The following is a 16254-nucleotide window of genomic DNA, read 5'->3' on the forward strand; positions in this document are numbered from 1 at the left end:
TAAAGTGCGCGCCGCGCCCGCGTGACGCGCTTTTAAAGGAGGCCCCATGCCTGGTGTTACCCCTGCAGAAGTTCTGTCCAACTTTGGTATTACGCTGGTCGAAGATCCCGCCGAGAATCAGCCGCGTCTGCTGGTCGATCTACCTGCTGCGGAGCTCGTCGAGCACGCCATCCGCCGTGAAGAGGGCCGCATGGCATCCAACGGCGCGCTGGTAATCGAGACGGGGGAACGCACCGGCCGTTCTCCCAACGACCGCTTTATCGTTGACACCCCCGATGTTCACGACAAGATCGCCTGGGGCGCCGTCAACCGCCCGCTTTCGATTGAGAGCTACGAGGCCATCAAGGCCGGCATCGTCGACTATCTCAACGAGCGCGATGTGTTCGTCACCCGCGGCATGGCGGGTGCCGACCGCAACCACACGCGTCGCCTGCTCGTTGCCTGCGAGCGCGCGAGCCAGGCGCTCTTCATTAAGCAGATGCTCGCCCGTCCGCTCGCTCGCGAAATTGCGCGCACCGGCGAGCCGGACTTTTGCGTGCTCGCGGCACCCGGGTACCAGTGCGACCCTGCCATCAAGGGCCTCAACTCCAGCGCCGCCGTGGTCATCAACTTCCAGGAACGCGTGATTCTGGTTGCCGGCACCGGCTACTCCGGCGAGATTAAAAAGTCCATCTTCAGCGTCATGAATTACCTGCTGCCCGTCGAGGACGATGTGCTGCCCATGCATTGCTCGGCCAGCATGGATCCCGTCACGCACGAGACCGCCGTGTTCTTTGGCCTGTCCGGCACCGGCAAGACCACGCTTTCGGCCAATCCCACGCGCCTGCTGATCGGCGACGACGAGCACGGTTGGTCCGACATGGGCATCTTCAACATCGAGGGCGGCTGCTACGCCAAGTGCGAGGGCTTGGACGAGTTTCACGAGCCCGAGATCTTCAATGCCGTTCGCTTTGGCGCGATCTGCGAAAACGTGGTGCTTGACGAGAACCGCAAGCCCAACTACGATGACGTCTCGATCACGCACAACACGCGCGTTGCCTATCCCGTCGAGCATATCCCCAACGCGTGGACCAAGGGCATGGGCACCACCCCGAGCGTCGTGCTGTTTTTGACCTGCGATGCCTTTGGCGTGCTGCCGCCTATCTCGCGCCTGACGGCCGATGCCGCCATGTATCACTTTGTGACAGGCTTCACCGCAAAGATCCCCGGTACCGAGGTCGGCGTCACCGAGCCCACGCCTACGTTCTCCTCGCTGTTCGGAGAGCCGTTTATGCCGCTCGATCCCATGGTCTACGCCAAGATGCTCGGCGAGCGTATCGCCGACGGTCGCACCCGCGTCTATCTGCTCAACACCGGCTGGATTGGCGGCGGTTATGGCGTGGGCCATCGCATCGAGCTTGCCTACACGCGCGCCCTGGTCGCACGCGCCCTCGACGGTACCATCGAGGACAGCGAGTTCTTGCACGACGATATCTTTAATGTCGACATTCCCACCACGTGCCACGGTGTGCCGGACGGCATCCTGGTGCCGCGCCAGTACTGGCAGAGCACAGCGCGCTACGACGAGGCCGCGCACAACCTGGCGGTGATGTTCGAGGAGAACTTCGAGAAGAAGTACTCGCACCTGCCCGAGTCCGTCAAGGCCGCCGGCCCGCACGCTCAGGTGTCCGCCGAGGCCCGTCATCGCGGCCGCGGCCTGCTGGGACTCCGCCACTAGCGTCGCCTCGAGTCCATATCCACCACAAAGAGGCAGGCGCCTTTGTGGTGGTTTTGCTCGTGTGGATGACTCGGGTTACAATGCGCCTGACATATCGTCCCCTTCTCCGGATGGGGACAGCGTAAGCGCTCTTGTGACGGCACCGTAGGACTTTGAAGGTGGCCGCTGTGAGGGCGCTTTTTGTTTAGGCGCTCGCGTTGGCGCGAATTGCGAAGGGAGAGCGTATGAAGGGCTTTGTTGCCGAGGATTCATTTTGGGAGCTATTTCCACAGGCGGCGGTCGGCGTCGTGGTCGTAAAGGGCATGAAGCCCGCGGCTACGATTCCTCAAGAGGACGTGGACGCGATTGCGGCGCTGCTCGATCGCGCCAATATCGATGCGGAGCGCCACCTGACAAGCGATACCATCAGCGAGAACGCGCCGGTCAAGGCTTGGCGCGAGGCCTATCGCCTGTTCAAGACTAAAAAGGGCGCCCGCTGCTCGATCGAGAACTTGCTCAAGCGCGTGCTCAAGGGCAAACCGGTCGGTCATATCACACCGGCGGTGGATATTTACAACACGGTGTCGCTGACCTACGCGCTGCCCGTGGGAGGCGAGGATTTGCACGCGATTGAGGGAGACCTTCGCTTGAAGGTGACCGACGGTGGCGATGCGTTCCTGCCGCTTGGCGAGGAGGCGGATGACCCGACGCTGCCCGGCGAGCTCGCCTACATCGATGATGCGGGCGCCGTGTGCCGCTGCTGGAACTGGCGCGACGGCGTTCGAACGGCCCTGTCCGACGATTCTGCCGATGCGTTCCTGGCGATTGAGTGTGTTGAGCCCGAGCGAATGGGGGACTGTCAGGCCGCGATCGATCGCTTAGCCGAGCTGCTTGAGCGCTATCTGGGAGCGACGGTTGTCGTCAAGACGCTTGTGACCCGCGATAACCCGCGCGTGGAACTCTAGCTCGGGCCAAACCACCACACAAACCACCACAAAGGTGCTATCCCCTTTGTGGTGGTTTTTATGTTGATGGGTTAACAAATAGGGCGTTCGGGGCTTGCGATCGCTGGGTACGGCTAAGATGTTTACCCGTTAGCATCATGTAAGCGAAAGGCGGTCGTCTCCCATGCAGCAGAACGACGAGACACGTTTTGAGGATTTTGTCGGACTGATTAGCGGGCTCTACAAGGAGATCCAGCGCATTAAGGCATCTGAGGGCGCAAGGCTGGGCCTTAAGGGTTCCGATATCATGTGCCTGTACTATCTTGAGCGCAGCAAGGACGGCCTGACTGGTGCCGACCTCGCCCGCATGGCAGGCGTGACCCGCGCTGCCGTCTCGCGCACGCTGGCGCATCTGGAAGAGGGCGGCTACGTCGAGGTCGACGATTCGGGCGATGCCGCCGTTAAGTATCGCGCCCCGGTTCGCCTGACCACGTTGGGCGGCGAGAGCATGAATGAGGCCGATCGCATTATTCGCGAGGTGCTCGACGCCACCGGCAAGGCCATGGGCGTGGAGCAGCGCGAGCAGATGTACGCGTCGCTGCGTACGATTCTCGACACCCTGCGCGAGCTGTAGGGCCGCCTAGGCATTTGCTTCCCATTAACAACTGCATCGTCCCGTTTGAGCGCGTATACCGTGCCGGGGCATTGCTGTCAAAATTCCCTGCGCGGGACCTGTGCAAGAAAGGATTCGCTATGTCCGTCCGCATTATTACCGATTCCGCAAGCGATATGTCGCCGGCGGAGCACCCGGCACTGGCTGTTCTGCCGCTGTCCGTCACCTTTGGCACCGATGTTTACATGGATGGCGTCGACATCGATCACCAGCGCTTTTACGAGATGCTCGTGGAGCGCGATGAGCTGCCCAAGACCGGTCAGGTCAACCCGTACGCGTTTTCGCAGGCTATCGCCGAGGTTCGTGAAGCCGGCGATGAGGCCGTGATTATTACCGTGGGCGCTAAGCTTTCCGGCACCAATCAGAGTGCGCGCACCGCTCTTGCCGAGGCCCCGGGCGGCGATGTGTTCGTGGTAGACAGCAACAACGTCACCCTGGGCGAGCGCGTGCTGGTCGAGTATGCCCTGCGCTTGGTGGACGAGGGCCGTAGCGCGGCCCAGATCGCGGCGGCGGTCGAGGCCGTGCGCGACCGCGTGGTGGTTATCGGCCTGCTCGAGACGCTGGAGTACCTGGTGCGCGGCGGTCGCCTGTCTGCTGCGGCCGGCGCCGTGGGTACGCTGCTCAACGTAAAGCCCGTGGTGGCTGCCGAGGATGGTCTGATCGTGCAGCTGGGCAAGGCGCGCGGTTCCAAGAACGGTCGCAACCTGCTGAACCAAAAGGTCGAAAAGGCGGGCGGCGTCGACTTTTCCATGCCGCTGGCGCTCGGCTATACGGGCCTTTCGGATGCGGTGCTCAAGAAGTATATCGAGGACAGCGCCGCGCTGTGGGCTGGCCACACCGAGGGCGAGCTGCCCGTTCACACCATCGGCGCCACCATCGGCACCCATGTAGGCCCCGGTGCCGTAGCCGTAGCCTTCTTCCAGCCTGCCAACTAACCGACCTGCCAAAAAGGGACAGGTTTATTTTGGCAGGTTTTATCTGGGCAAACGCTACCTGCCATGCCATGTGATCCCTCGGCGATGACGGGGTTGCGGACCATCGGCCGCACGGAGGCCGCAAATGATCCGCAACCCTGCCGTCCCCGAGGGATCATTTGATTTATGCTGTTGCGGGCGGAAAGGAGCATCGATGGCGTCTGAGGGCTTTTTTGAGCGGGTGTACGAGGTAGTCGAGCAGATCCCTGAGGGGATGGTTGCCACGTACGGCCAGGTGGCGCTGCTCGCCGGCCGTCCACGAAGTGCGCGGTACGTGGGGTATGCCCTGCATAGCAATCCGCGCCCCGGCGAGATTCCCTGTCACCGCGTGGTGTTTGCCGATGGTCGCATTTGCGAGGGCTTTGCCTTTGGCGGTCCCGACGCTCAGCGCGAGCTCCTGCTGGGGGAGGGCGTGGTGTTTGCCGATCCCATGCACGTCGACTTGGCTGCCTGTCGTTGGCCGGCTGGGTTATAGCGACTCGTTCGCGCTAAAACCACTACAAAGGTGCCTGTCCCCTTTGCGGTGGAACGCCGGCGCCGTTGACGTTTCCCCAGAAAAAACCTGCCAAAATAAATCAGTCCCTATTTGGTAGGTTTACCTTGGCTAACTTATGGAGAAGGTATGGCGGCACGATTTGACGCTGTAAAGTAAACAAAGGCGAACTATATTGTATTCAACAACGGAGCAGGCCGTAGGCGATGAAAAAGCCTGCCCTGTTGAGTTTGATTCGCATTCCTCCCCTCTGTGCGATTCAACGGTGTACTTCAGGAAAGCGCCCGTCGGCTGCCATGGTCGGCGGGCGCTTTCCTGTAAGCATGGGGCAAACCCATCAGGTCTGTTATCCCATAATGAGGTACTGACGTTTGGTTTTAGGGGGGCACTAACTTTGATTGTTAGTCCCGCTTACAGCAACCGATCTTGGTAAATCCCTGCGGCGCTTCTTCGCCTGCGGGGATTCTTGGGCTGTCGCTTCCCAGATATGCTTCTACATGCCGCGCGAACGCTTGCCACGACCACTCGTCTTTATCGGCCTCAAGCCGATCGGGAGAAATCGCGTTGAACAGGCACGTTGGAATCTCGTGCTCGTGCAGATTCTTAGCGATACACGGTGTGCAGCCCTTCTCGTGGTTGACAGGGTTAAATGGGCATTTCCGGTCGTTGCAGGTACAAAACGCAACTGAGCTCATGGGACTCCTTCCGGTCGGTCGGGTCTGCCGTAAAAGTTGCCGCATGTTAAACAATAGGGTGTCATTGCTTAACAGGATATAGCCTCAAGGTGCTTGCGACTTAGGGGTTCTGCCAAGCGGCTGAATATCTCGGCGACGACCTCTGAAGAAAACAAAACCGCCGCAACGAGGATTGTGCCAATCGCGGCGGTTTAGTTTGAGTGTTGTTTATTGCTCTCGACTAGTACACCATGCCCATGGCGTCCCGAACCTCTGCCAGCGTCTGCTCGGCAATCTCGTTGGCGCGACGGTTGCCCTCGTGCAGCACGTCCTTCACATAGTCCAGGTCGTTCTCGTAGCGCTGGCGACGCTCGCGGATCGGTGCGAAGTACCCGTTGACGGCCTCGGTCACGTACTTCTTGAGCTGGCCGGAGCCACCCATGCCAATCTCCTCGGCAATCTCGACCTCGGAACGGCCGGTGCAGATGGCGGCGGTCGAAAGCAGGCCGGACACGCCGGGGCGGTTCTCGGGATCAAACGTAATCATGCGTTCGGAGTCGGTCTGGCTCTTCTTGATGCGCTTGGCCGTCTCCTCGGCGGTCATCGAGATATTGATGGCGTTGCCGTAGCTCTTGCTCATCTTGCGGCCGTCCAGGCCGGGCAGCAGCGGGGTCTCGGACAGCAGCGCGTCGACCTCGGGGAACACCTTGCCGTAGCGGTTGTTAAAGCGGCGGGCGATGGTACGGGTGAGCTCGATGTGCGGCAGCTGGTCGCGACCGACGGGCACAACGTTACCCTTGCAGAACAGGATGTCGCAAGCCTGGTGTACCGGATAGGTGAGCAGAAGGCCGGTGAGCTCGTGGCCCGAGGCCTCCATCTCGGCCTTGACGGTGGGGTTGCGCGCCAGCTCGGCCTCGGAGACCAGCGACAGGAACGGCAGCATGAGCTGGTTGGCGGCGGGCACGGCGGAGTGCGTGTAGATCATGGTCTTGTCGGGGTCGATGCCGCAGGCAAGGTAGTCCATGACCATGTTATACACGTTGTCCTGGATGTGCTCGGTGGTGTCGCGGTCGGTGATGACCTGGTAGTCGGCAATGAGCACGTTGGTCTTGGCGCCCATATTCTGCAACTCCACGCGGCCCTTGAGGGTGCCAAAGTAGTGGCCTAGGTGCAGACGGCCGGTGGGGCGGTCGCCGGTAAGCATGGTGAACTTCTCGGGCGTCTTGGCCAGGCCCTCGCGAATGGCGTTGCTCTTTTGCAGCGCGACTTCGTAGCTGTTCTCGTTTGGCATGATTGCTCCTAACGTATGTTCATGGGTCAAGATGATAACGCGTTTATTGAGAGGGGCGGGCGAAAGTGGGCAAGGGGGTGGTAAGGCGAGACATGCGTGGCGGTCGAGGCGCGGTCACGAGCGGCCGACGGTAGGCAGAGCGACCTTCTGCAGCAAACCTTAATGCCTGTGGTGGCGCTCTCCCTTACGCTCCTCGGCCGCTTGCTCCTCCTGCTTAAAGGCGGGGTCGTCGGGGGTTATCAGCTCGTCTTCGTGCGTGCGCTTGTTGTAATGGTGGCGTAGCACGGGCTCAAACAGGTGCAGGTGCTTGGCGAAGGCTGCCGAGCCAATGCCAAGGACGGTAAAGATGAGCACGCGCATGGGGACTTCGACCTGGTTGATGGCGGCCGCACCGGCCGAAAGCAGGATACACCAGGCATAGATAAGCAGCACAGCCTGCTTTTGGTTATAGCCCTCTTGAATGAGGCGGTGGTGGATGTGGCCTTTGTCGGCCTGCCCAATGCTAATGTGGGCGCGCTTGCGGCGCACGATGGCGCTAAACGTGTCGATGATGGGCACACCGGCAACGATGAGCGGAATGATAAGCGAGGTGAGCGCGGCGGTGCGGCTCACATTAAGCAGCGAAATGGAGCCCAGCGCAAAGCCCAGCAGCAGCGACCCCGAGTCGCCCAGAAAGATGCTCGCGGGGTTGAAGTTGTAGCGCAAGAAGGCCAGGCAGGCGCCAAACAACGCGATGGAGAGCGCGGCGGCATCGATGCGGCCCGAGAGAACGGCCATCGAGAACATCGTGAACGATGCGATGCCGCAGATGCCTGTGGCCAGGCCGTCAAGGCCGTCGATGAGGTTGATGATATTGGTGAACGCCACCAGGTAGACCACGGTGATGGGATAGGCGAGCCAGCCGAGCATGATCTCGCCGGGGGCAACCGGGTTGACGATGACGCCGATTTTTAGGCCACCCACGCAGGCGATGAGCGCGGCGAGGACCTGGCCGGCGAGCTTTTGCTTGGGCTTAAGCTGGAAGACGTCGTCGATCGCGCCGGTCGCAAAAATGACGGTAAAAGAAAGCGCCAGCATGGGGTAGCTAATGTGCAGGCGCGGATGCGGGACCAAGACGGGCGGCCAGCCCAGATGCCAGGTGCCCATAATCTGAACGATGCAGGCAACGACCAGGCCCAAAAAGACCGCCGTACCTCCCAAGCGCGGGATGGGCTTGGTGTTGATACGGCGTTTTGAAGGATAGTCAACGGCGTCGAGCTTGATTGCCAGACGTTTAACCAGGGGCACCGTGAGGAAGGTCGTGATATATGCCGCGGCTGCCACGCAAAGGAACGGTATGTAGCTCGTGGATGAAGCCATGTATCAAAAACCGCCAAGCGTCGAAGGAAAAGGTCAAAGGATGCCATGCCGCAAAGGGTATAGCTGACCCATGATACTCGACCAAAGGGGGTGCGGGGAATCGCGCCGATCGATAATCACGCGCTTACCAGATATTGGGATGGTGGCGGGGGTTCTACCGAGTGCCGTTGGGTGTCATACGGGATCTGCGATGGCAATTTTTGGCAAAATCGGCAAAAGAAAACCACCCCCCACGTTACGAAAATGAACCCACCTAAAACAGGTGGGTGCCCTCATCGACCGTTCCAGCGTCCTTAACAACGAAGGATACCTGTACTACGTACGACTGTGTGGGCTCCCTAAATAAACGCGACGGTTCACCCAGTTGCTCCGCGGGGGGCGGAATACCTACATCATAAAGCTGCACTTTATCGATTCCAGTCTTGACATTACAAAAATCGTGTCGGACGATTACGGCGCCTTGGGCTCGAGCCGTCTGCGCGGTTGGTCCTTTTGCGTTTGAGCTGCTGAATCGTTGTTTTGGAGCATGTTTTTATGCCGACGTCGTTGACCGAACTTTTTTCGCCCGCCTGCCATTTGTGTCCGCGGCGTTGCGGTGCGGCGCGCGATGAGGGTGCGCGCGGCGTATGCGGTGCTAACGACACACTCAAGGTGGCCCGTGCGGCGCTTCATATGTGGGAGGAGCCGCCTATCTCGGGCGAGGCCGGTTCGGGCACGATCTTCTTCAGCGGCTGCTCGCTCAAATGCGTCTATTGCCAGAACCACGAGATCTCGACGGGCAATTTTGGGCTTGAGATTATGCCCGAGCGCCTGGTCGAGATTATGTTGGAGCTGCAGGACCAGGGCGCGAACAATATTAACTTGGTGACGGCGACGCACTACGCGCACCTGCTGCCGGCTGCGATTGCCGCGGCACGGGCGCGCGGACTGGTCATCCCAATCGTCTACAACACAAGCGGTTATGAGAGCGCGAGTGCCGTGGCGGCGCTCGGCGATCTGGTCGATGTGTGGCTTACCGACTTTAAATATGCCGATGCGGGGCTTGCGCAGTCGCTCTCCCACATTAAGGACTACCCGCGTGTGGCCGTGTCGGGTTTGGCGCAAATGGCGCGCGAGATTGAGCGCCGTGGGGGAGAGCTGGTGGACGAGGACGGGCTCATGAAGCGCGGCATGATCGTGCGTCACCTGGTGTTGCCGGGGCATGCGGACGATTCGTGTCGCGTGCTAGACCTGGTGTGGCAGACGGTGGGTGATGTGCCGATCTCGGTCATGAACCAGTACACGCCCAATGCGCTCATGCGTGAGCAGGGCGGCGACTTGGCGCGAGCCGTGACGCGCGAGGAGTACGAGCGGGTGCTCGACCATGCCGACGACCTGGGCTTTACGACGATGTTCTGGCAAGAGGGCGGCGCGGTAGACGAGAGCTTTACCCCAGCGTTCGACACCACTGGCGTCCTCACCAGCGCAAAGTAGCTCTTTTGAGCAGTCTTTTTGGGACGGGGCTATTTTAGCTGCCCCTGCCGTTAATCGTCCAAATCGTTTTCGCTATCTGCCTGGGTAGCTAAAAAGCCCCGTCCCAAAAAGACTGCTCCCGGTGGGGGTCGAGCTACCATCCGAAAAGTAGTCAAAAAAGCCCCGTCCCAAAAAGACTGGTTATTGGGCGTTGACAGTTGGCGAGCCGTAGGTAAAATATCAACTTGTCCTGGGGACGTAGCTCAGTTGGGAGAGCGCTGCCGTCGCATGGCAGAGGCCGAGGGTTCGACTCCCTTCGTCTCCACCCTTGGATTTGATAAGCCGCTGACATTGTGTCGGCGGCTTTTTTTAAAAAGAAAGGGCTGCACTATGGCCGAGCTTGATTCCCAACCATTGTCCGACGAGGAGCGCGCCGAGTTGGAAGAGCTCCGCGCTGAGAAGGCCCGCCGCGAGGCCCAGGAAGAGGCCCGGCGCGAGCGTGAGGAGCTGGCCGCCCTGCGTGCCGAGCATGCGAAGGCCGAGGAGGCTGCCGCGAGCGCCGCATCCGAGTGCAGGCCCGCGCCCGCGCCCAGGCCCGCTGCTGCGAAGCCTGCGCCTGCTGCACCCAAGCCTCAGCCTAAGAAACCCACTCGTCCCAAGCCCGTCGATTCCAAGCCGAGCCGTGACGAGATGACGTTTGCCCAGCGCATGGTCACTTCTAAGGAGCCCACGGCCGAGGGCGAGATCCCCGGTATGGCTCCGGCTCAAAAGATCATCATCGCGCTCGCCTTGGTCGCGTTTGTCGTCTTTATGGGCTACACGATCATGACCAGCATGGGCCTGCTCTAACCGATTTGCATCGGGCGTCATGTCCGCATGCTCTGCTCTCGTCCAACCCTCAACCTCTGCACAACGCATCCGAAAGGTCGCCCCATGGCTTTGACCGACATCTCGCATCCCACCGACATCGCAATGCTCACCGATCTGTACGAGCTCACTATGGCCCAGGGCCTGTGGGAGAGCGGCAAGGCCAATGAGCAGGGCTGTTTTACCGCGTTTTACCGTGACCATCCGTTTGGCAGCGCCTACGCCGTCATGTGCGGCACCGCTGAGCTGCCCGAGCTGGTCGAGAACCTTCGCTTTACGCCCGAGGATATCGACTACCTCGCATCGCTCCAGGCCCCGGCCGGCGGCGCGATGTTCAAGCCTGAATTCCTCGACTACCTGCGCGGTTTTCGTGCGCATGTAAACATCGACGCCGTCCCCGAGGGCGAGCTCGTCTTTCCGCGCGAGCCCATGGTGCGCGTCACCGGCCCCGCGCTTGAGTGCCAGCTGCTCGAGACGGCGCTGCTCAACATCGTCGGCTTCCAGACGCTTGTCGCCACCAAGACGGCGCGCGTGGTGTTGGCGGCGGACGGCCGTCCCGTGGCCGAGTTTGGCCTTCGCCGCGCCCAGGGTCCCGATGGCGGCCTGGCCGTCGCGCGCGCGAGTTACGTTGCCGGCTGTTCCTCTACGTCCAATGTGCTCGCCGGTCGCCGCTACGGTATTCCCGTCTTTGGCACGCATGCGCACAGCTGGGTGATGAGCTTCGATTCCGAGCTCGAGGCTTTCCGTGCCTTTGCCAAGTCGAGCCCCAAGAACTGCACGCTGCTCATTGACACTTACGACGTGCGCGAGGGCTGCGAGCATGCCATTACGGTTGCCAAGGAGATGGAGGCGGTGGGCGAGCGCCTGTCGGCCATTCGCATCGACTCAGGCGACCTGGCCAAGCTGTCCAAGTATGTCCGCGGCCGTTTTGATGCCGAGGGCCTGCCCTATGTGGGGATCTCGGTTTCTAACGATCTGGATGAATACACGATTCAGTCGCTGCTCGACCAGGGCGCGCCCATCGATAGCTTTGGCGTGGGCACTAAGCTCGCGACCTGCTACGACCAACCGGCACTGGGCGGCGTGTACAAGCTTTCCGCCCGCCGTGCGAGCGAGGCGGACCCGTGGACGCCGGTGGTCAAGCTCTCCGAGCAGCCCTACAAGCGCACGATTCCGGGCGTGCAGCGCGTGCGCCGCTATTACGACGGCTTTGGCGGCCCGGTCTGCGACATGATCTATGACGAGGACCATCTGGCGGGGGAGGGCGCCGCGCGCGGCAATACCCTCGTGGCCGTGAACGATGCCGCCCTGGTGACCGACGTGTCCGAGCTTGAGTATCGCGAGCTGCTGGCGCCGATCGTGCGCGATGGCAGTGCTGTTGCCCCGCGCGAGAGCATCGAGGCCGCACGCGAGCGTTGCGCTTGGGCGCTGGACCATCTGGATCCGGTCTACAAGCGCTTCCTGTACCCGCAGACCTATGTGGTGGGCATGGAGCAGGGCCTGGCGCAGGTGCGCGACGACCTCGTGCGCAAGAACATGGCCGCGGCTTCTGCTTTCCCCTGGGCTCGCTAATTTTGTTGGGTGTAGGGTGGAATTACGTTCCCTCGGCCGTCAGCTCGCCCGAACCCTCAACAGTTGATTGGTTTGACGTATGACGACTTCTTATAAAACGATGGTGGTAAAGATCGGTTCGTCCACGGTGGTGGGCGCCGATGGCAAGGTCAACCGCGCCTTTATCGGCGGGCTTGCCGATCAGGCTGCTGCCCTGCGCAAACTCGGCTGGCGTCTGGTCGTGGTGAGTTCGGGCGCCATTGCCTGTGGCTATCCCGTGCTGGGCTTTGACCGCAAACCGGTCGGTGACCTGCCGAGCCTGCAGGCCTGCGCCTCGGCCGGTCAGTGCATCATCTCGTCGGCCTACGACGAGGAGTTCCATGCGCGCGACCTGCTTACCTCGCTCGTGCTGCTCACGCGTCACGACACGGCCCGTCGCACGTCCTATCTGCACGCGCGCGACGCGCTGCTGCGTCTGGTGGAACTGGGCGTGGTGCCGGTCGTTAACGAGAACGACACCGTTACCGTCGACGAAATCAAGTTTGGCGACAACGACACGCTGGCGGCGCTTGTGGGCTGCCTGGTTTCTGCCGACCTGTGCGTGACGCTCTCGGACATCGATGGCCTCTATACCGCCAATCCGCACGAGGACCCCACGGCCGAGTTCGTCCCAGTCGTGCATAGGATCGATGCCAAGATCATTGCCTCGGCGGGCGATTCTTCCACATCGGTTGGCACAGGCGGCATGATTACCAAGATCCGCGCGAGCCGCATCCTGATGACGGCAGGGATTCAGAGCGTGATTTGCTCGGGCGAGGAGCCCGATGCGCTCGTGCGCCTTGCCCGCGGCGAGAGCGTGGGTACGTTGTTCGATCCGCCGGCGGAGCGCCTGGACATTGCGCCTCGCAAGCTGTGGATTGCACTGGGCGACAAGGCGCATGGCTCGGTGACGGTCGATGACGGCGCCGCGAAAGCGCTGGTCAGCCGCGGTTCCTCCCTGCTTGCAGTGGGTATTCGCGAGGTCGATGGCACGTTTGCCGAGGGCGATGTGCTCGACGTGTGCGACCCGAGCGGCATGGTTGTCGCGCGCGGTATCGCCGAGGCCGATTCGGACGTGCTGGAGCTTGCAGCCGGACGCCGCCAAGACCAGATTGCCGGCAACCGCTTGCTGGCAGACTTGGCCGAGAAGCCCGCGATCCACCGAGACAACTTGATCGTCTTTGCATAAAGAAAGACAGCGCTGCGGATCGTTTCCCGCAGCGCTGTCTTTCTCGTGCCGGCACTTGGGGACGTTTCTTATGTGCCGGCTGATGGGGGACACTCCTTTGCTAGAAGATCTGGCGCAGGTCTCCGCGGTTGAGGGCCTCGTCGAAGAGGTGCTTGAACACCACGCTGCCGTGCAGGCCGTCGTGCTCGAACTCGTTCGTCACCCAGGCATGTGAGTTGCCCACGCGGCTGAGCGTGTCGAGCTGCAGGCCCGAATCCACGTACATGTCGTCGAAATACACCGCGGCTTGGAGCGGCACCTCGTTGCAGGCCAGGCGCTGCGGGTCGTAGATCTTGTCCCAGCTGGTGTCTTCCATCAGCAGGTCCATGGCGGGCTTGAAGGGCTTGAGCTCGGGCATCTGCTCAAACATCCACGGGAACATGGCCTCGCCGGTAAACATGAGTGGGCGCGCGAGGGTGTCGAACTCGGCACGATGGGCCTTTTCCTCGGCGGCTGCCCAGCCAATGGGCATCGTGTCGCCATCGGCGTAGATGAATTCCTGTAGCGTCCAGTACAGCGGATTCGTGCGCGTGTTGGTGCGCTCGAAGGCGCGCATCAAAAAGCTGTCGGATACCGAGGAGCCGCAGTTCAGCGTACCGTCGCCATTAACAAACGCGTGGTCGATAATCCAGTGCATGCGCTCAAAGCTCGGCTTCATGCCAAAGTCGCTGCCCATGAGCTGCAGGCGCTCGACCGTCATCGGCGAGCCGTCGGGCAGCGCGGGCTTTTGATCCTCGAGGGCATCTGCCAGGGCCGCCACGCGCTCGACGTCGGCGGGGTACCGGTCGTAATACTGCTGAGTCTTGGCCGCCATACGCGGGAAGGTGTGCGCGTAGACCTCGCTGGCACTCGCCGGCACGTGCGGAATGCCACCGCAGGTAAAGCTCGCCGCCACGCCCTCGGGGAAGAGCGACAGATAGCTCAACGTCAAAAAGCCGCCGTAGCTCTGGCCGAGTGTGACCCAGGGCTTGCCGCCAAAGCCCACCAGGCGCAGGTACTCAAAGTCGCGCACGATGGAGCTGGCGAGGTGGCGCTTGAGGAAGTCCGCCTGTGAGCGGGCCGCATCGGAGCCTGCCGCCTCGGCGCGCTCGCCCAGTGCGGCAATCGTGCGCCCGTCTACACAGCTGCTGCGCCCGGTACCGCGCTGGTCGGGCAGGACGACGCGGAAGTGCTTGACGGCCTCCTCGATCCAGCCGTCGCTTGTGGGCGACAGCGGACGCGGGCTCTCACCGCCGGGGCCGCCCTGCAAAAAGAGGAGGAGTGGCAGGTCGTCGTTGATACGGTCGGGAGCGCAAACCACGCGGTAGAAAAGCTTGATGCTCTCGGGTGCGCCGGCAATGGGCGCCGGCATGGCGCCGCGGCGCATGGTGCTGCCGAAGGCCAAAAGCATTGGCTCCAGGCCGCGCCAATCCAAGGGGACGTCGATGCTGTGGTCCTCGACATAGAGGCCGGGGACGTGGTACGAAGTGATGAGGGCCATGCGGTACTTCCGTTCGTTGCGGTGTTTCGGGTTGACCAATTCTACCGCCATGCGCGAGGGCATGCACAAATCGGCTACCATGGTTGGCAAACTACTAAGAGAAAGGGCCGTCCATGTCGGTCGATATAGCCACGTATGTCCACGATCTTGCCGTTGCCGCCAAGGCAGCGTCGGCCTCGCTTGCCACGGCGAGCGACGAGCAGCGCCAGGAGGCCGTGCGCGCCATGGCCGCGGCGCTGCGCGATGGCGTCGATTCCATCGTCGCCGCCAACGAGCTCGATATGTCCGCTGCGCGCGATGCGGGCACCTCGGCGGGGCTCCTCGACCGTCTGCTGCTGACGCCCGAGCGCGTCGAGGGCATGGCCGCCGGCCTGGAGAAGCTCGCTGAGCTGCCCGATCCCGTCGGCCGCGTGCTCGACCACCGCGTACTTGCAAGTGGTGTGGACCTCACCCGCGTGAGCGTGCCGCTGGGCCTGGTCGCCATGGTGTATGAGGCGCGTCCCAACGTGACGGCCGATGCCGCGGGCATCTGCATCCGCACCGGCAACGCCTGTATTCTGCGCGGCGGTTCGCTGGCCTATCACTCGTGCGCCATGATTGCCGAACTGCTGGCCGATGCGCTCGAGGCCAAGGGTTTCCCGCGCGAGGCTATCTCGATGATCGAGTCCACCGATCGCGAGGCCACCGGCGAGCTCATGAAGCTTCGCGGCATCGTCGACGTGCTTATTCCGCGTGGCGGTGCGGGCCTGATCCAGCGCTGCGTGCGCGAGTCGCTTGTGCCGGTTATCGAGACGGGCACGGGAAACTGCCACATCTACGTGCATGAGTCGGCCGACTTTGATAAAGCGCTCAACATTATCGTCAATGCTAAGACCCAGCGCGTGGGTGTGTGCAACGCCGCCGAGTCGCTGCTTGTGGACCGCGTCGTGGCAGATTCGTTTTTGCCGGCGGTCGTGGCCGTGCTGCACGACCACGGCGTGCTGATTCACGGCGACGGGGCCGCGTGTGCCGCATGCGCCGCCGCCGGTCTTGCCGAGGGCGATGACTACGTGGTCGCGACCGAGGAGGACTGGGGCCGCGAGTACCTGGCGCTCGAGATGAGCGTAAAGGTCGTGGCGAACGAGGACGAGGCCATCGCGCACATCAACCGCTATGGCACTATGCATTCCGAGGCCATCATCGCCGAGGACGCGGACGCCTGCGAGCGCTTTTTGGATGAGATCGATGCCTCGGCCGTGTATGCCAACGCCAGCACGCGCTTTACCGACGGCGGCGAGTTTGGCCTGGGCGCCGAGATCGGCATTTCGACCCAAAAGCTCCACGCCCGCGGCCCCTTTGCCGCCGAGGCCCTCACCACCTACAAATACAAGCTCCGCGGCACCGGCCAGGTCCGCCCCTAAACCTACCAAAAAGGGACAGGTTTATTTTGGCAGGTTTTATCTGCGGTTTTGCCGGGCGACGCGTTCGCCCGGCTTTTTTCTCCGTATGCCTTTTCTGCCTTTCGGCTTGAGCCGCGGCGATATACGATAGTGA

The 16254-nt window shown here is 61.9% G+C and carries 14 protein-coding genes and 1 tRNA gene; 11 read left to right on the forward strand and 4 right to left on the reverse strand.

Going from position 1 to position 16254, the window contains the following annotated elements:
- The first annotated feature begins 46 nt into the window (after positions 1-46).
- From pckA to ACTQ0H_RS02760, 5 genes are all read left to right on the forward strand, one after another.
- Positions 47-1717: a phosphoenolpyruvate carboxykinase (ATP) gene (gene pckA, locus ACTQ0H_RS02740; RefSeq protein WP_427719537.1), complete on the forward strand. Its 1671-nt coding sequence runs from the start codon at positions 47-49 to the stop codon at positions 1715-1717.
- Between the two features lie 224 nt (positions 1718-1941).
- Entirely contained in the window at positions 1942-2661 is a 720-nt protein-coding gene (locus ACTQ0H_RS02745) for a B3/B4 domain-containing protein (RefSeq protein ID WP_441068315.1), read from the forward strand.
- A 163-nt stretch (positions 2662-2824) separates the two neighbouring features.
- A complete protein-coding gene (locus tag ACTQ0H_RS02750) occupies positions 2825-3274 on the forward strand; it encodes a MarR family winged helix-turn-helix transcriptional regulator (protein WP_154515655.1) in 450 nt (149 codons plus the stop codon).
- Positions 3275-3393: 119 nt separating this feature from the next.
- Positions 3394-4248: a DegV family protein gene (locus tag ACTQ0H_RS02755; protein ID WP_441063059.1), complete on the forward strand. Its 855-nt coding sequence runs from the start codon at positions 3394-3396 to the stop codon at positions 4246-4248.
- 193 nt (positions 4249-4441) lie between these two features.
- On the forward strand, positions 4442-4762 hold the full coding sequence (locus ACTQ0H_RS02760; RefSeq protein WP_441048218.1) for an MGMT family protein: 321 nt from the start codon (positions 4442-4444) through the stop codon (positions 4760-4762).
- 419 nt (positions 4763-5181) lie between these two features.
- On the opposite strand, the gene ACTQ0H_RS02765 is transcribed toward ACTQ0H_RS02760, so the two are convergent.
- The 3 genes from ACTQ0H_RS02765 to ACTQ0H_RS02775 form a co-directional block, all read right to left on the reverse strand.
- Positions 5182-5475, reverse strand: a complete 294-nt coding sequence (locus ACTQ0H_RS02765) for a DUF6485 family protein (protein ID WP_195838532.1) — start codon at positions 5473-5475, stop codon at positions 5182-5184.
- 220 nt (positions 5476-5695) lie between these two features.
- Complete coding sequence (gene trpS, locus ACTQ0H_RS02770; RefSeq protein WP_441547759.1) at positions 5696-6745, reverse strand: tryptophan--tRNA ligase; 1050 nt, start codon at positions 6743-6745, stop codon at positions 5696-5698.
- A 159-nt stretch (positions 6746-6904) separates the two neighbouring features.
- Positions 6905-8104 (reverse strand): MraY family glycosyltransferase, encoded by a 1200-nt coding sequence (locus tag ACTQ0H_RS02775; RefSeq protein ID WP_441547760.1) that lies wholly within the window; start codon positions 8102-8104, stop codon positions 6905-6907.
- Positions 8105-8638: 534 nt separating this feature from the next.
- Between ACTQ0H_RS02775 and ACTQ0H_RS02780 the strand changes: the two genes are divergently transcribed.
- From ACTQ0H_RS02780 to proB, 5 genes are all read left to right on the forward strand, one after another.
- Positions 8639-9577: a radical SAM protein gene (locus ACTQ0H_RS02780; protein WP_441547761.1), complete on the forward strand. Its 939-nt coding sequence runs from the start codon at positions 8639-8641 to the stop codon at positions 9575-9577.
- A 231-nt stretch (positions 9578-9808) separates the two neighbouring features.
- Positions 9809-9881, forward strand: a tRNA-Ala gene (locus tag ACTQ0H_RS02785).
- A gap of 65 nt (positions 9882-9946) precedes the next feature.
- Positions 9947-10405, forward strand: a complete 459-nt coding sequence (locus tag ACTQ0H_RS02790) for a hypothetical protein (protein ID WP_441547762.1) — start codon at positions 9947-9949, stop codon at positions 10403-10405.
- 84 nt (positions 10406-10489) lie between these two features.
- Entirely contained in the window at positions 10490-11995 is a 1506-nt protein-coding gene (locus tag ACTQ0H_RS02795) for a nicotinate phosphoribosyltransferase (RefSeq protein ID WP_441547763.1), read from the forward strand.
- 79 nt (positions 11996-12074) lie between these two features.
- The gene (proB, locus tag ACTQ0H_RS02800) at positions 12075-13202 is read left to right on the forward strand and encodes a glutamate 5-kinase (RefSeq protein WP_441014792.1); all 1128 of its coding nucleotides are present in this window, start codon (positions 12075-12077) and stop codon (positions 13200-13202) included.
- A 100-nt stretch (positions 13203-13302) separates the two neighbouring features.
- Here proB and ACTQ0H_RS02805 read toward each other — a convergent pair whose 3' ends face one another.
- Positions 13303-14721 carry an alpha/beta fold hydrolase gene (locus ACTQ0H_RS02805; RefSeq protein ID WP_441547764.1) on the reverse strand — a complete coding sequence of 473 codons (1419 nt, stop codon included), beginning with the start codon at positions 14719-14721 and terminating at the stop codon, positions 13303-13305.
- A gap of 113 nt (positions 14722-14834) precedes the next feature.
- Here ACTQ0H_RS02805 and ACTQ0H_RS02810 point away from each other — a divergent pair, with 113 nt between their 5' ends.
- Positions 14835-16121 carry a glutamate-5-semialdehyde dehydrogenase gene (locus ACTQ0H_RS02810; protein ID WP_441547765.1) on the forward strand — a complete coding sequence of 429 codons (1287 nt, stop codon included), beginning with the start codon at positions 14835-14837 and terminating at the stop codon, positions 16119-16121.
- Positions 16122-16254: the final 133 nt, after the last annotated feature.

The organism is Collinsella sp. LCP21S3_A3 (assembly GCF_052118905.1).
Lineage (GTDB): Bacteria > Actinomycetota > Coriobacteriia > Coriobacteriales > Coriobacteriaceae > Collinsella.

Excerpts from the sequence above, each read along its gene's own strand:
- pckA (WP_427719537.1), top strand. The coding sequence starts at position 47 with ATGCCTGGTGTTACCCCTGCAGAAGTTCTGTCCAACTTTGGTATTACG.
- ACTQ0H_RS02745 (WP_441068315.1), top strand. The coding sequence starts at position 1,942 with ATGAAGGGCTTTGTTGCCGAGGATTCATTTTGGGAGCTATTTCCACAG.
- ACTQ0H_RS02750 (WP_154515655.1), top strand. The coding sequence starts at position 2,825 with ATGCAGCAGAACGACGAGACACGTTTTGAGGATTTTGTCGGACTGATT.
- ACTQ0H_RS02755 (WP_441063059.1), top strand. The coding sequence starts at position 3,394 with ATGTCCGTCCGCATTATTACCGATTCCGCAAGCGATATGTCGCCGGCG.
- ACTQ0H_RS02760 (WP_441048218.1), top strand. The coding sequence starts at position 4,442 with ATGGCGTCTGAGGGCTTTTTTGAGCGGGTGTACGAGGTAGTCGAGCAG.
- ACTQ0H_RS02765 (WP_195838532.1), bottom strand. The coding sequence starts at position 5,475 with ATGAGCTCAGTTGCGTTTTGTACCTGCAACGACCGGAAATGCCCATTT.
- trpS (WP_441547759.1), bottom strand. The coding sequence starts at position 6,745 with ATGCCAAACGAGAACAGCTACGAAGTCGCGCTGCAAAAGAGCAACGCC.
- ACTQ0H_RS02775 (WP_441547760.1), bottom strand. The coding sequence starts at position 8,104 with ATGGCTTCATCCACGAGCTACATACCGTTCCTTTGCGTGGCAGCCGCG.
- ACTQ0H_RS02780 (WP_441547761.1), top strand. The coding sequence starts at position 8,639 with ATGCCGACGTCGTTGACCGAACTTTTTTCGCCCGCCTGCCATTTGTGT.
- ACTQ0H_RS02790 (WP_441547762.1), top strand. The coding sequence starts at position 9,947 with ATGGCCGAGCTTGATTCCCAACCATTGTCCGACGAGGAGCGCGCCGAG.
- ACTQ0H_RS02795 (WP_441547763.1), top strand. The coding sequence starts at position 10,490 with ATGGCTTTGACCGACATCTCGCATCCCACCGACATCGCAATGCTCACC.
- proB (WP_441014792.1), top strand. The coding sequence starts at position 12,075 with ATGACGACTTCTTATAAAACGATGGTGGTAAAGATCGGTTCGTCCACG.
- ACTQ0H_RS02805 (WP_441547764.1), bottom strand. The coding sequence starts at position 14,721 with ATGGCCCTCATCACTTCGTACCACGTCCCCGGCCTCTATGTCGAGGAC.
- ACTQ0H_RS02810 (WP_441547765.1), top strand. The coding sequence starts at position 14,835 with ATGTCGGTCGATATAGCCACGTATGTCCACGATCTTGCCGTTGCCGCC.